Below are 14,077 nucleotides of genomic sequence, written 5' to 3'. Positions count from 1 at the left end.
CCGCCGACAGAACTTCAACTTGTATCCGATCTGGTGGCGTTGATGTGCAATCCCGTGACGTGGCTGAGAATTGCTGCTCTACTGTGTCGTATTGTTCATCCGGGGGGATTGAATGCGCTTGCTCATTGTTCTGTCAGGCCCGATTGCGGTCGGAAAATCATCGTTTGGTGACGAGCTCATCAAACTGAGCGGCGCGCTCAAAGTCTCGACCCGCAAGTTCATTCAAACACGTACCGGAACCTTGGACGATCGTCGTGCACTTCAAGCCGCCGGCGATCAGCTTGATATCGATACAGGCGGCGCTTGGGTCGTCGACGCCGTGTCCGAGCGCGAGAGCCAAGAGGCGTCAGATGCAGTCCTGTTGCTCGATTCGGTGCGGATCGTTCCGCAGGTCGCGGCGCTGCGCGCGCGCTGGGGCGACAAAGTGTTCCACGTCCATCTTCACGCGCAGGACGAGGTTCTGTCGCGTCGGTATCTCAGTCGCCCGCCGCATCTGAAGGAGTTCGCGACCTACGAAGAGGTCCGGCTGAACGCCACCGAGGCGTCAGTCGGAGCGCTGTGCGAGATCGCGGATTTAGTGCTCGACGCCGACCATGTCGCGCCCGAGACGCTTGCCGCGACCGCGCTTGACTGGCGGGAGGGTCCAGGCGTGCGTGAGCGGGCAGCGTTGGTCGACGTGATCGTCGGCGGCCAATATGGCAGCGAGGGCAAGGGCAATGTCTGCGCGCATCTTGCCAAGCATTACGGGGTGCTGATGCGGATCGGCGGGCCGAATGCTGGGCACCTCGTTAAGGAGCCGGAGTATAAGTATGTTCAGCTGCCCTCGGGCACCGGGTCGAACCCGGACGCCAAGATTCTGATCGGCGCTGGATCGACGTTGTGGCTGCCGCAACTGCTGCGCGAAATCATGGATCTGAAGCTTACCTCCGAGCGACTATCGATCGATCCGCAGGCGATGGTCATTGATGACGAGGACCGCCGTCTCGAAGCAGGAGCGCTGGGATCGATTTCGTCGACTAAACAGGGCGTAGGCGCCGCCTCCGCCCGCAAGATAGCCAATCGCGGCGCCACGCCGATGCTCGGGCCGCCGGTGTGCCTTGCGAGGGACGTCGCGCAGTTGCGCGACTTCGTGCGCGATGTGCGTGCGGAACTCGACAAGCACTTTGCCAATGGTACGCGTGTGCTACTGGAAGGCACGCAGGGTACCCTGCTCAGTATCCATCATGGCTTTTGGCCGAGCGTCACCTCGCGCGAAACGTCGGCGGCCGGCTGCCTGTCGGATGCCGGCATCTCGCCCAATCGCATACGCAAGGTGATTATGGTGGTGCGCACCTACCCAATCCGCGTGGGAGGCACCTCGGGCTGGATGGGTCGTAACCTAACCTTAGCCGACGTCTCGAAGCGCTCGGGCATTTCGCTAGATGAATTTCGCAAGGTCGAGAAAGGCACAATCTCGGGTGTCGAGCGTCGCGTTGCCGAGTTTGACTGGGCGCAGATCCGGCGTTCAGCGGAATTGAATGGTGCAACCGATATCGCTGTTACCTTTGCTGACTATCTCGGGGTCGAAAATCGCAAAGCAACTACATTCAATGAATTGAACGAAGCTGCGCGCGACTTCATCGTACGACTGGAGCGCGTCGCGGGCACCGCGGTCACGCTTATTTCAAAGGAATTCGCCCTCGACGGCGTGATTGAACGGAATTTTTAGACATGACGCAGGACGAGCTGATCACGCACTACCCTCGGCTATATCATATGGCTCATGACGGCGCTTGGGACGCGATCAGGAACCATGGCCTGAAAAGTGCATCGGCACTACTCGATGATTATGGGATTAAAGACCCGCAGCGCCACACCTTAGGGTCGTGCCGTCGGCCGGAATCGGTACCGCTCAAAGCAGAAGGCATGCCGCTGGCAGTGCTACGCGATCAAAAGCCGATGCGTGACGACGTTCTGGCGAACTGCCTTGAGGACGGGCTGACGCCGCAACAATGGTATGAGCTACTCAACTCGCGGACCTTCTTTTGGCTGTCGCGCGAACGCATCTGGCGTCTGCTCGGTGCGCGCGCCTATCGCAACGTCACGCAGACCGTGCTGACGTTGGACACGGCGTCGCTCGTTGCAAAGCATGGACCACGCATCTGGCTCAGCCCGATAAACAGCGGCTCCACTCTGTTCAAAGCGCAGCCGCGAGGCCTGGACACATTCAAGCGCATTACCGACTTTCCGTTCGCCGCGCGGGCCAAGACGCGCCAGCCATCAAATAATGTCGTCGAACTGGTGGTCGATCATTCGGTGCCGGACGTTGCCGATTTTGTACTCGCTGTACATGCGGTGCGCGACGATAAGATCCTCAAGGAAATCTGGAAAGCGCCGCACGCGGTGGCGTCGGACAAGCCCTAGCATGTTGGCGGCGTGCCGATCTCGGCTCGCCGCAAATGGTGCATGCCAGTGCCTTCATGTAGGGTTCGTAATCGTTCCTTTGTTATTCGCCTCTCTACCGGAGGGCCTGTTCGCACGTATAGAGTGCGGTGATTCAGATTCGGGGAAAATTGCATGGGCCATCACGCCGCGATCCGTAATATGCGGGATCGGCAAAACATCAGCCAGTTGAGCGCCGGTTGGGAGGACGCAAAGACAATGGACCTGCAAAAGGACGAAGTGCTCGATCGTCTCGCGGATGAGGCGAATGTCGCGCAGTTCGTTGCATTGCGTCCGGTCGCCGGCGGTCTGAAGCAGTCCTTCTGCCGCTTGCGCGACATGGACCCGAACACCCCGTTTTCCGGCGCCATCGAGGCGATTGCCGCGCTGCTTGCCGCTAGCGGCAGCGCGATGGTTAACGTCCGTAGCTATTTGCCTCATGACCCACGCAGCCGTGAGTTTGTCTATGGCCTGACGTCGGTCGAGGCCGCGCTCGCCGTCGTCACGCGGTTCGCCAATGAGGGGCTACATCTGATTGTAAACGAGACGATTGACGTGCGTGATGGCGGCGTGTCGGGCGTGGTCCAGGGTGACCTTATCGAGTTTGCTCCCGACGATACGCCTCGCTGCGTCGAGAAGCCTGGCGTGGTTTCGCTGCCGTTCGAGGTCGGCATGAAGCTGTTGACCTTGGTTTACGGCTTCCGTCCCGAGCTCGAGAGCCGGCCCGGTCGGCGCACCGAATTCTCGATCCATCCGCTACGGCGGGGGTGGCGTGGAACGCATACCTTGCTTTGGGAGCAAGAGGATGATGTGCCCGGTCAGGCCGAGGCGACCGCGCGCTGGCCGAATCGCTTCAGTCGCCATATTGGTGACAAGGCGTTCGGGCTGCTGATGGCGCATCTGGCTGGACATCGGGTGCCGCGTACGCTGGCGATACCGCGCCGGATTGCGCCCTTCTCGTTCGGCACGGCAACCGGGTCGTCGGAGGTGTGGACGCGGACCTGTCCGGCCGAGCCACACCCCGGGCTATACACCACGGTCAAGGGTTGGACCGACCCGTTCGCGCTGCTCACGAAGGAAGACCCCTCCTGCGATGTGCTGGCTTCAGTGCTCAGGCAGGATGCGGTCCCGGCACGATTTTCGGGCGCGGCGATTGTCCAGGCGGACGATACCTTGGCGGTCGAGGGTCTCGCCGGGGAAGGTGATCTGTTTATGCTCGGCGCGCGTGACCCGGAGGAACTCCCTGAGCGGGTTATCAGCGACGTTGTGACAAGCTTTCGCGCGCTGGACACGGCATTCGGACCAGTACGCTTCGAGTGGGTGCATGACGGGCAAAAGACGTGGATTGTGCAGCTGCATCTCGGGGCTACAGCATCGACAGCGACAGAAGTTGTACCGGGTGACGCAACGCACTGGCTGGATTTCACCGTTGGCGACGGCCTGGAGGCGCTTCGCGTGTTGCTCGCCGACGCACCCGAGGGAAGCGGCGTCAACGTCATCGGGCAGTTCGGGATGACCTCACATATTGCGGATGTCCTGCGCCGCGCCGGACGCCCCGCGCGGATCGCGACCGGCGGAATCTAGCTGTGCAAGATCCATCATTCGGCTCGATGCATTAGTGCGGGCGCAGCCGAACAGTCGAAGATTAGGCTCAGCGAGCCGCCGAGATGTGGCTAACACCACAGGCTAGGCTCGACCGGGAGCCTTTGGCGAGCCGGTCATCATCGACCATCTGAATGCGGGCGCGGACCTCCCCCATGTGTCGCGTCGGTGTTCGGCACTATTCAAAGTCTGTTCAAGGCCCAGTCTTGGCTGGTCGAGGAAGCGGGCATGGCTGGGCGGAGGAGCGCTTTCCGGCCGAAGCGCTCCCTCGTTAGCTCGTTAGGGGTGAGGCGGGCAAATTGCCCTGGAACGTCTGGGCACCGGCCGCTCCGTCGAGGCGCAGTTCGCGAATCCAGAGCTCGATGGAGCCCGCGTCGAGCCTGAAGAGACAGTAGGTGTTCCGCTCTCCCGCCGGGAGCCTCGCGTTCCTGACCCCTGCGCTGCCGTTCGCGACGACGTAGATCGGATCGAAGGTCGGTTCACCGTTCAGTCCGAAGTTCTGGTAGCGCGTTATCTTGGGCTTGTGCTGATGCCCATGCAGCGCGACGTGCACGCCAGCCCGCTGGGCGGCCATCAGCAGGTCGGAGGCGTCGAGGGTCAGGGTCACCCCCTTTGACTTCGGAGCCTCGACCCCCGCGACCGGCAGCAAGTGATGGTGGAGCGCGAGGAAGCGGAAGGTCGGTCGCTCAGCGGGCTTGCCACGCAGCTCGGCGATCGCATCCAGGCCGCTGCGGCCAACATAGCCGTATTCGGTCCACTCGGTGGCCACCACGGTGCAAGAGTTGAGGACGCAGACATCCAGGTCCGCGTCGCCCAGGTGGATGCGGCGCACATAGTTCAGGGACGCCTTCCAGTCGCGGCCGACGAGCTCGTCGACGAAAAGCCGGAAACTGATTTCGTGCTTCGAATTGGTCTGCGTCTCCACGGCGCGGTCGCGGATATCGATCTTCTCGCCTGGCGGGTAGCGCACGACGTCGTGGTTGCCTGGCACCGCGATGATCTGATCCCGCTCAAGTCTGAGCGCCGATCGCAACGCGTCGAACTCCGCCAAGGCTGCTTTTTTCGGATCGTCGTCGAATTTGCCGTTGGTCATGAAGTCGCCCGTCACGATCACGGCGGCGATCTCGTTCTCCAATCCGAGCCGCTTCAGATCTTCCACCACGCATTCGGTGAGGGTGCGCCGCGGGTCGCCGATCTCGAGAGCCTCGTCTTGGAGCCTGAACCCGTAGTCCGCTCCGAAGTGAAGGTCGGACAAATGCAGCACACATGAGCGACCTGGCGCCTGCGCAGGTTCGGCGAGGTGGCCGAGTGTCGGATCGGCCTTGGTTCCGATCCAAAGGAACGTCTGGTCGCCTATCGCGTCCGCGAGCGCGGGGTCAAAGTCGGTGTCGGCGAGTGACCGCATGACGAACACGCCGGCGGTTTCGTCGAGGTGGTCACGGTAATACGACGGCACGGTGGCGGGATCGGCCTCGGCGGGTGAATGGTAGGCGGTGCATGCGCAGCGAAACGCCCGGCTCGTCGACCGGTCGATGAGGACAATCTCGACCTCTTCCGATTCTCGTAGGAGATCGAAGATCCGCTCGTGCTCGGCGGCCTCGAACTCCTTCTTCCACCAGCCCCAGCCGACCCTGCCGGTCTGGTCGAGCAGCTTGCGGTGTTCGTCGATCGTGTCCACACCCACCGTCGTGTCACGGAAGCGCAGTGCTATTGCTGGTGCTGCCATTCTATCCATCTCTTGTATGGCGGACGTGGAATTCCCCACGTGAGCAGGGACGGGGCCTGCGCCATGGCCTCGTCGAAGGCGCGCGCGTCAGGGCTGGCTAAGGCGCGGCGCAGGATTGCCGCTAGAGCGTCGCCCGCGCCGCAGCCGGCTACCTCCCCTTCTGAGCTCCAGACGTCGATTCGCCCGATGTCAGGGGCCCGCGCGCTCACGTAGGGCCAGTGCCAGCCATCGGCGCCCGGTACGAAGGCGATATCCAGCTTGGTGTCTCCACCCTCCCGGACTGCAAGCTGATAGCAGTCCGCCGTGAAGCGACGCCATCTGACGCCCGGCGACAGGACGAATGGCGGGGGAGGCGTTCCGGTGACCGTGAGATGCAGCAGCTCGCCGACCAATGGGGATCGCGACAGATCGGGTTCCCCGGCGTGTCGGTGGGCCACGAGCTCGAACTGCGGCGGCTCATATTGCAAACTGTCGACGGAGCGCCGGACTACCGCCCATCGGCCGAAGATGCTCATCGCGTCGTCCAGCTCCGCACGCGCACTGGGTCTCGTGTCCCAGGGCCACACCGACACAAGAATCGCGCCGCCGTTGCCGACCGCGCGAGCCGCAGCGTTGGACCATTCTTGAAGCTGACGCGGATACCATGGCGGGTCAACCAGGGCTGACCGGTAACGGCGGTCTGCGGTGAACCGCTCGACTGACTGGACCAAATGGCGCGCGACGCCCTGTAATGGCTGTCGATCCACTAAGGTGACGTCGACGCCCCGCTGTTCAAGAAGACGGGCGACGCTGGGAGCGCCAAGGCATAGCACCGGCTGCATGCCGGTGAGACGATCCGCGAGCCGCCGAGCGGTGGCTTCGTCGTAGCGCCAGTCGTGGTCCAGGGGATGAGGGGAGGGGGGATCGAACATCTGTAATCGCGATATCACCGCATAGAGACCAGCGCACCGGGCGATGTGCTCTTCGGCATGATTTCGTTTGGACCGTGAGTTCGGAAGTGATTTTCCGCCATTTCGCTGCCCGCGCTGACGGCAAAGCGGCGTTTGCTGCATTAGGAACGCGTTTCCCCATCGTCCCCATCGGATCTGTTCAAAGCGCGAAGCTGGAGGACCCGAGAGCAACGACCTCTCTCCACGCAGTTCGAGCCACTCGTCGGTGATAACGCCGCGCCGTAAGCGGACGGGCGGCAAACGACACCGCATGTGTCATTCAGCGCTGATATCGGGTCGGCTCCGCAGTGCCCGGGCTCAGGCTCAGCGCGCGCATTGAAGATATCCTCGCAGCCTAGTGACTCACAGCCCAAAGACGTGGAGGACATAGCAAGACAATTTGACATAACTTGGGAGTTAATGTAATCAAATCGTCTAACAATTAAGCAGAGTGAAAAAACACTGGCCATTAAATGGGTATTGTAGAGTTTTTTACTTCTAGATAATCTAATCTATTCAAATTGTTATTTAAACTAATCGAGTTCTCTTCTGGGCACCATTTTCCCATTCGCCGACATTTCCGCGAATGGGTTGAGCGCCCAGAGAAGCACGACGCTGTCCCGCCTACGGAAGCCGCACCAGGTGGCAGCCGTTCGATTGCTGCTCGAACACCCAGCATTGGCCGGTGAAGCGCTCGATCACCTCTGCCGCGGTCCGCGCATGCTGGCTCGGCTTCACCGTGGTGAAGCATCCGCCGCGCGCCAGCGCGAAGGGCAGCAGAAGCTGGTCCGCCAGATAGGGGCCGACGAACGCGTCGGAAGCCAGGAAGCCGGCCATGCGCTGCGCCGCGGTCCTGGCGAGCGATTCGGCGGACACGCCCAGCTTGCCGAAGCCCGTGACGATCTCGGTCGCATGCTCGAACGCCGCTTCGAGCAGCAGCACGTTGCCGGGCCCCTGCTCGTCGGGGAGCTGGCGCACCGCGAAGGCCTCTTCCGGCCAATCGGGCAGCAGCCTGCGCGCCGTCTCGATCTCGCGATCGGCGATGTTGAACGGCAGCGCCGCGAACAGGGCCGTGGCCGATACCGATCGCAGCGCGCCGCGCTCGACGCAATCGATCGGCGCCAGCGGGGCCGGCGCGATCTCCACTTCGATCCGCCCGCCGCCGCGGGGGAAGAAGCCGTGCCGTACGAGCCGCGCGGAGATCCTGGGCCCCATGCGATTGACGAGGGGCAGGAACACCCGCTCGAGGAACTCGAACGGCGGCGCCATCATGTTGTGCGTGCCGCCCTCCAGCACCAGGCGCGAAGGCGCGTCGGCCAAGAGGAGCGGCATGAGCACCGTCTGGAGCACCAGGCTTGTGCTTCCCGCGGTGCCGACCGCGAAGCGATATTGGCCGGGCACGACCCTGCCGGGCGTGAAGGCGAACTCGGAAGCGCCCACCGACGCGCCCTCGCAGGTTGCCCCGCCGATCGCGCACGCCGCTTCCACCGCGGTCAGATGCTGGCGCATCAGACCCGGCTTCTCGCGGCCCCCGCGGATATTGGCGATGCGGAAGGGCCGGCCCGTGACCAGCGACAGCGCAAGCGCGTTGCGCACCACCTGGCCGCCGCCTTCGCCCTCCGCTCCGTCGATGACGATCATGTGTTCACCAATTCCAGGAAGAGACGATCGGGGCGTCGGTGATCAGGCTGCGGCATGCCGCTTCTCGCCTGATCACCCTTTCACGCACACCACCTGCTTGAGCGTATGGACGATCTCGACCAGATCGGCCTGCGCCGCCATCACGGCCTCGATCGGCTTGTAGGCCTTCGGGGTCTCGTCGATCACGCCCTCGTCCTTGCGGCACTCGACGCCCGCGGTGTCGCGGATATGCTCGTCGAGCGTCACCAGCTTCTTCGCCGCGGTGCGGGACATCACGCGCCCAGCGCCGTGGCTGCAGCTGTCGAACGATGCCGCGTTGCCCAGTCCCCGCACGATGAACGACTTGGCGCCCATCGATCCCGGGATGATCCCGAGCACGCCCTTGGCCGCGCGGACCGCGCCCTTGCGGGTGACCAGCACATTCTCGCCGAAGTGATTCTCGCGCTGGACGTAATTATGGTGGCAGTTGACTGCCTCCAGCTCCGCGTCGAACGGCTTGGCGATCTGTCCCCGCAGCGCGCGGATGACGTTGGTCATCATCATCCGACGATTGAGCGCGGCGAAATCCTGCGCCCAGCCGACCGCCTCGACATAGTCGTCGAAATGGTCGGTCCCTTCCGGGAAATAGGCGAGGTTCTCGTCGGGCAGGTTGATGTGCCACTTGCGCATGTCCTGCTTCGCCAGCTCGATGAAGAAGCTGCCGATCGCATTCCCGATCCCGCGCGAGCCCGAATGGAGCATCACCCACACACGCTGCGCCTCGTCGAGGCACAGTTCGATGAAGTGATTCCCCGTGCCCAGCGTCCCCAGATGCACCAGTTGATTGGTGTTCTTGAACCGCGGGTACTTCTCGGTGATCCGATCGAACCGCGCCGCCAGCGTCGCCCAGGCCTCGACGATGGCCGCGGGCGGATCGCCCCACGAGCCCTGGTCGCGCTTGCCGCGGCCGACCGAACGGCCGTGCGGCACCGCCTGCTCGATCGCCGAGCGGATGCCTTCCAGATTGTCGGGCAAGTCGCCCGCCGCCAGCGAGGTACGCGCCGCCATCATGCCGCAGCCGATATCGACGCCCACGGCCGCCGGGATCACCGCCCCCTTGGTCGGGATCACCGAGCCCACGGTCGCGCCGATGCCGACATGGACGTCGGGCATGGCGGCGACGTGCTTGAACACGAACGGCATCCGCGCCGCGCGCGCGAGCTGGGCCCGCGCTTCGTCCTCGACCGGCACGCCGCGCGTCCACATCTTGATCGGCACGCCCCCCTCGACGTGCTGATTGTCGTACAAAGTCTCGGTCACGGTATTTCCTCTACATTCGATCATGGTGCCGGCGACGATGTTTGGCGAGACAGCCCGGGCGGGCCCGGGGGCGGATTTGAACCGCCACGGCCTTGCGGCCTTACCATGTAGTCCCGCCGGCATTCGCCAGCGTTGCATTGGGTTCCGGCGGCGAGAGGTGCGCTGGACGTTCCCCGAGGGGACACTTTGGCAAGGTGTAGTCCAACGCGGCATCCGCCGGAGAAAATGGGTCACGGCGACGAGGGATGGGAAGGACTGCCCCGAAGGGCCGGTGCTCTATCCGCTGAGCTACTGCCCACAGGAGGAGCAGGCGGGATTCGAACCCGCGACACCCGCATTACCATATGTAGTCCTGCCCGGCATTCGCCGTGATGTTCGTATCGGGCCGTGGCGACAAGAGTGACGAGAACGTCCTTGAGCTACCGCTGCAACGGGGGGACTCGAACCCCATCTCCCGTTCGGCATTTCTGCTTCCCGGGCGCTCTACTCTGGACTTTCGGGTTTCCCCTTGGAGCAATGTAATCCCGTCGGCATTCGCCACGGCCCTATTCGTCAGACCTCCGTCTGCTTGACGATGCTCACCCAGTCGCGCGTCTCGTTCGAGACGAAGCGCGCGACCGCATCGAACACCGCGTCGGAGAAGCCTCCGACATTGAGTATGTCCGCCCGACCCTGCGGCACCTGGCTGGTGCCGTAGGGCTGGATGTCGATGCACACGAGCTTGGCGCCCGGATTGCGGCGCTTCAGCTCGTTCCATTCGCGCATCGTCGCGGTCGCTCCGCCGCGGGTGACGTCCACCCAGGACTCGTTGTCCGAGACGATCACGACCAGGTCGACCTGCGCCCGCTCCGCGTTGAGCAGCGCCAACGGCGCCGAGACGCTGGTTCCGCCCCCGCCGATCGCCGCCAGCTTCGCCGCATTGACGGCGACGCGGGCGTGGCGATCCAGCGTCAGTTTCACCACCGCCTGCTCGAACGGCAGGACCCGGGCATCGCGGTTGGTCCGCAGCATCGCCGCCGCGACCAGAGCCGCGACATCGATGCACCGCACCTTGGACGAGGCGCCCTTGCGATAGCCGGTCGCCGGCGAACCCATCGATCCCGACACGTCGGGGCAGACGACCACCCGGCCCGGCACCGCGGGCACGCGGACGAGCGACTGCTCGAGCGCATCCTCCAGCGCCGCCTGGACCTTGAGCGGCACGCCCTCACCGACCTGCCCCAGCGCCACCATCAGCTGGTAGGGCATGGGACGGACCTTCGCGAGCGTATCGCCGTCGGCGAGCCGCGCAGCGACCATGTCGGCGACCCCCGCCACGCCGAACGCGCCATTGCGCGCCAGCGTGTTGAGGTTCATCCGCAGCGCCTGCCACCCGATGCGCCCGGCCAGTTCCGCCCAATTCTCCGCAGTGAGCGGAAAGGCGGTCAGCCACTCGAACGGCACCGGCGGCAGCGGAAGCGAACGGTCCGCCTTCCATGCCTCGAACGCGGCGATCTCGGCGGGCAGTGCGGCGACGTCGTAGGGACGGCCGATCAGCCAGCCATAGAAGGCGCGCCGTGCCGCATCGGCGGGCTTGGGGTGAGCCATGCGGACGATATCCGCCAGGCTCGGATCCTTGCCCGTCGCCGCGGCCATCAGCTGCGGCATCGACGCCTGCTCCAGCCAACGCTGGACCAGACGCTTCGGCCGTGAGCCGAGCGACGTCCGGCCGACCTGGCCCGAGCGCATGATCTGCACGAAGTTGCGCAGCATGCGGCCGTTGTCGATGACGCGGTTGAACACCGGGACCGCCAGATCGGGATCGGCGACGGTGAGGTACGCCGCGAGTAGCGCCGGCATGTCCTTCATCGCGCCCGACTGGCGGGCATAGATAGCGGCCTGCGCTACGAAATAGGGATCGCAAGCGCGTGCCGCTTCCAGCACCTCGGCCAGCTGCGTTTCCGCGGCGCCGTAGAAATTGTCGGCCAGCGTGCCGGTCGCGGCGAGCTGCGCGAGCTTGTGCTCCGGCCCATAGGTGTAGGCCGGGGCGAACTCGCGGTTCAGCGTGTCCGCACGCGGCAACAGCTTCGCCACTGCCGAAGCGAAAAGTCCCTTGTTGGCCATCGTCCAACTCCTCAACTGGTCAGGGCGGCAGGATTTGAACCTGCGACCTCCCGCTCCCAAGGCGGGCGCTCTCGCGCAGACTGAGCTACGCCCTGTGAATTCCTTTTGGGGCGGCCGGCCCATTCCGGCCGCCCCGCATCTTGCCGCCGGCTGGAAGGTTCGACCGCTCCCATCCGACGACAATCTACTTCGCAGGACGCGTGCCAACTTGCCGGTAGCGCGGCTCAAATTCCGATAAGAGATTGATAATACGGCGTTAGATTGAGCACTGATTGTCAATCAGCGATCCGCCGACCAATTGAAGTCCACAGAAACCCCTATCGATTCGGATCAGAGATTATCTTATCGTATAAGCATGAAGCCTAATGTCGTGATCGGATTCCTCGGCTCCACGCTCGACGCCAGCAAGTTCGGGCCATCCCGCTGGAACAAGTGGCGCCCGACCGTCGGACTCGCGATGCATCAGGATCTCCGCGTCGATCGGCTGACCCTGATCCATGGCACCGCGCACCGGCGCCTCGCCGAATATGTCGCCGAGGACATCGCGTCGGTTTCGCCCGAGACCGCGGTCGAAATGCGCGTGCTCGACTTCCGCGATCCGTGGGACTTCGAGGAAGTCTACGGCAAGCTCCTCGACTTCGCCCGCGCCGAGCCCTTTGATCCGGAGGCTGAGGATTACCTGATCCACATCACCACGGGCACGCATGTGGCGCAGATCTGCCTCTTTCTGCTCACCGAAGCGCGCTATCTGCCCGGGCGCCTCCTCCAGACCCAACCCGAACGCGGTACGCTCAACCCTGCGGGGATCTGGAACACGATCGATCTCGACCTGTCCCGCTACGACAGCATCGCCACGCGCTTCGCCGTTGCCGCGCAGGAAGGAACCTCGTTTCTGAAATCCGGGATCGAGACGCGGAATGCTGCCTTCAACCGCATGATCGACGAGATCGAGCGGGTGGCGTTGCGGTCCAAGGCGCCGATCCTGCTGATGGGGCCGACCGGCGCGGGCAAGAGCCAACTCGCCCGGCGCATCTACGAGCTCAAGCGTCTCAAGCACCAGATCGCAGGGACCTTCGTCGAGGTGAATTGCGCAACGTTGAAGGGCGATGGCGCGATGTCCGCCCTGTTCGGGCACCGCAAGGGCGCCTTCACCGGCGCGGTGGCGGATCGGCCCGGGCTGCTGCGTGCCGCCGACGAGGGCATGTTGTTCCTCGACGAGATCGGCGAGCTGGGGCTCGACGAGCAGGCGATGATCCTGCGCGCGATCGAGGACAAACGTTTCCTGCCCGTGGGCTCGGACAAGGAGGCGGCGTCGGAGTTTCAGCTGATCGCCGGCACCAATCGCGATCTGGGTGAGGCGGTGGCCGCGGGCACGTTCCGCGACGACCTTTATGCTCGGCTCAACCTGTGGACGTTCCAGTTGCCCGGTCTCGCGGAGCGGCGCGAGGATATCGAGCCCAATCTCGACTATGAGCTGGACCGCTTCGCCGAGCGCGAGGGCGATCGTGCCAGCTTCAACAAGGAGGCACGTCAGCGCTATCTCGCCTTCGCGACCAGCCCGGACGCGAACTGGCCGGGCAATTTCCGCGATCTCGCGGCCAGCGTCACCCGCATGGCGACGCTCAGCCCCAAAGGCCGCATCGACATGGATTGCGTCGAGGCCGAGATGGGACGCTTGAAGCGCCTATGGTCCGGGCAGCGTGACGACGGCGCCAGCGTGCTGACGGAGATTCTTGCGCCCGAGGCGCTTGCGGAGATCGATCCGTTCGACCGCGTGCAGCTCGCCGAGGCCGTTCGCATCTGTCGGAAGAGTCGTTCGCTTTCCGAGGCCGGGCGCACGCTCTTCGCGGCGTCGCGCACGCGACGCACCAGCGCCAACGACGCCGATCGGCTGCGGAAGTACCTGGGACGATTCGGGCTGGACTGGACGCGGATAACGGATCTCTGAGGACCGGGCCGGGCTTCGATGCCGGAGCCGCGCAGCAGGAAGGGTCGAGCCGGCGGATTCCCGCGGAGCGCCGGACGGAATCGATTTATGTCACTTTTTTTGATTCTGTGGGTTGACGGGTCGGGGCCGCCTCCATAAATGCGGCGCTCCCGGCACGATGCGAAAGCGTCGCCGGAACTTTCGCGGTGGTTCACGACCGACGCGAGAAATCACGCTCTTTGGCTCCTGGCGGATTGTTCTGCAGTCCGACATGCGCCTTTTAGTGTGGGGCAGGCTCCTTGCGGGGCAGGTCCGCGCTCTTTGACATAGTGATTTAGATGAAGGGACATGTGGGCGGCGGCTCCTGGTCTCGTGGCCTCAGGGCGCGAGTAATCAGGTTAAGCAACAAGCTGCTCGTACATGTCCTTT

At 64.0% G+C, this 14,077-nt stretch carries 9 protein-coding genes and 1 tRNA gene; 4 read left to right on the top strand and 6 right to left on the bottom strand.

The genetic code is table 11. From position 1 onward, the window contains the following. Window positions 1-112: 112 nt before the first annotated feature. From MT490_RS13180 to MT490_RS13170, 3 genes are all read left to right on the top strand, one after another. The gene (locus MT490_RS13180; protein ID WP_297388401.1) at window positions 113-1,708 is read left to right on the top strand and encodes an adenylosuccinate synthetase; all 1,596 of its coding nucleotides are present in this window, start codon (window positions 113-115) and stop codon (window positions 1,706-1,708) included. A gap of 2 nt (window positions 1,709-1,710) precedes the next feature. Further along, window positions 1,711-2,403, top strand: coding sequence for a hypothetical protein (locus MT490_RS13175; RefSeq protein ID WP_297388398.1), 693 nt, complete (start codon window positions 1,711-1,713; stop codon window positions 2,401-2,403). A gap of 153 nt (window positions 2,404-2,556) precedes the next feature. Next, window positions 2,557-4,005, top strand: a complete 1,449-nt coding sequence (locus MT490_RS13170) for a hypothetical protein (protein ID WP_297388395.1) — start codon at window positions 2,557-2,559, stop codon at window positions 4,003-4,005. Between the two features lie 289 nt (window positions 4,006-4,294). On the opposite strand, the gene MT490_RS13165 is transcribed toward MT490_RS13170, so the two are convergent. From MT490_RS13165 to MT490_RS13140, 6 genes are all read right to left on the bottom strand, one after another. Continuing rightward, on the bottom strand, window positions 4,295-5,749 hold the full coding sequence (locus MT490_RS13165; protein WP_297388392.1) for a metallophosphoesterase: 1,455 nt from the start codon (window positions 5,747-5,749) through the stop codon (window positions 4,295-4,297). Then, a complete protein-coding gene (locus MT490_RS13160; protein ID WP_297388390.1) occupies window positions 5,731-6,801 on the bottom strand; it encodes a hypothetical protein in 1,071 nt (356 codons plus the stop codon). Before MT490_RS13160 ends, MT490_RS13165 begins: the two co-directional genes overlap by 19 nt. Before the next feature lie 501 nt (window positions 6,802-7,302). Further along, a complete protein-coding gene (rtcA, locus tag MT490_RS13155; RefSeq protein WP_297388387.1) occupies window positions 7,303-8,319 on the bottom strand; it encodes an RNA 3'-terminal phosphate cyclase in 1,017 nt (338 codons plus the stop codon). 72 nt (window positions 8,320-8,391) lie between these two features. Further along, window positions 8,392-9,618 carry an RtcB family protein gene (locus MT490_RS13150; protein ID WP_297388384.1) on the bottom strand — a complete coding sequence of 409 codons (1,227 nt, stop codon included), beginning with the start codon at window positions 9,616-9,618 and terminating at the stop codon, window positions 8,392-8,394. Window positions 9,619-10,170: 552 nt separating this feature from the next. Beyond that, window positions 10,171-11,721 carry an RNA-binding protein gene (locus tag MT490_RS13145; RefSeq protein ID WP_297388381.1) on the bottom strand — a complete coding sequence of 517 codons (1,551 nt, stop codon included), beginning with the start codon at window positions 11,719-11,721 and terminating at the stop codon, window positions 10,171-10,173. A gap of 16 nt (window positions 11,722-11,737) precedes the next feature. After that, a tRNA-Pro gene (locus MT490_RS13140) sits at window positions 11,738-11,816 on the bottom strand. 260 nt (window positions 11,817-12,076) lie between these two features. Between MT490_RS13140 and rtcR the strand changes: the two genes are divergently transcribed. Beyond that, on the top strand, window positions 12,077-13,669 hold the full coding sequence (gene rtcR, locus MT490_RS13135; protein ID WP_297388378.1) for an RNA repair transcriptional activator RtcR: 1,593 nt from the start codon (window positions 12,077-12,079) through the stop codon (window positions 13,667-13,669). Window positions 13,670-14,077 lie beyond the last annotated feature (408 nt).

The sequence above is a fragment of the Sphingomonas sp. genome, from assembly GCF_026460985.1.
Taxonomy (GTDB): Bacteria; Pseudomonadota; Alphaproteobacteria; order Sphingomonadales; family Sphingomonadaceae; genus Sphingomonas.
The sequence above is the reverse complement of the archived record's forward strand: the minus strand, read 5'-3'. Positions and strand labels throughout refer to the sequence as shown.

Bases quoted from the DNA above. Each gene is read 5' to 3' on its own strand.
- MT490_RS13180 (WP_297388401.1), top strand. From the start codon at position 113: ATGCGCTTGCTCATTGTTCTGTCAGGCCCGATTGCGGTCGGAAAATCA.
- MT490_RS13175 (WP_297388398.1), top strand. From the start codon at position 1,711: ATGACGCAGGACGAGCTGATCACGCACTACCCTCGGCTATATCATATG.
- MT490_RS13170 (WP_297388395.1), top strand. From the start codon at position 2,557: ATGGGCCATCACGCCGCGATCCGTAATATGCGGGATCGGCAAAACATC.
- MT490_RS13165 (WP_297388392.1), bottom strand. From the start codon at position 5,749: ATGGCAGCACCAGCAATAGCACTGCGCTTCCGTGACACGACGGTGGGT.
- MT490_RS13160 (WP_297388390.1), bottom strand. From the start codon at position 6,801: ATGCAGCAAACGCCGCTTTGCCGTCAGCGCGGGCAGCGAAATGGCGGA.
- rtcA (WP_297388387.1), bottom strand. From the start codon at position 8,319: ATGATCGTCATCGACGGAGCGGAGGGCGAAGGCGGCGGCCAGGTGGTG.
- MT490_RS13145 (WP_297388381.1), bottom strand. From the start codon at position 11,721: ATGGCCAACAAGGGACTTTTCGCTTCGGCAGTGGCGAAGCTGTTGCCG.
- rtcR (WP_297388378.1), top strand. From the start codon at position 12,077: ATGAAGCCTAATGTCGTGATCGGATTCCTCGGCTCCACGCTCGACGCC.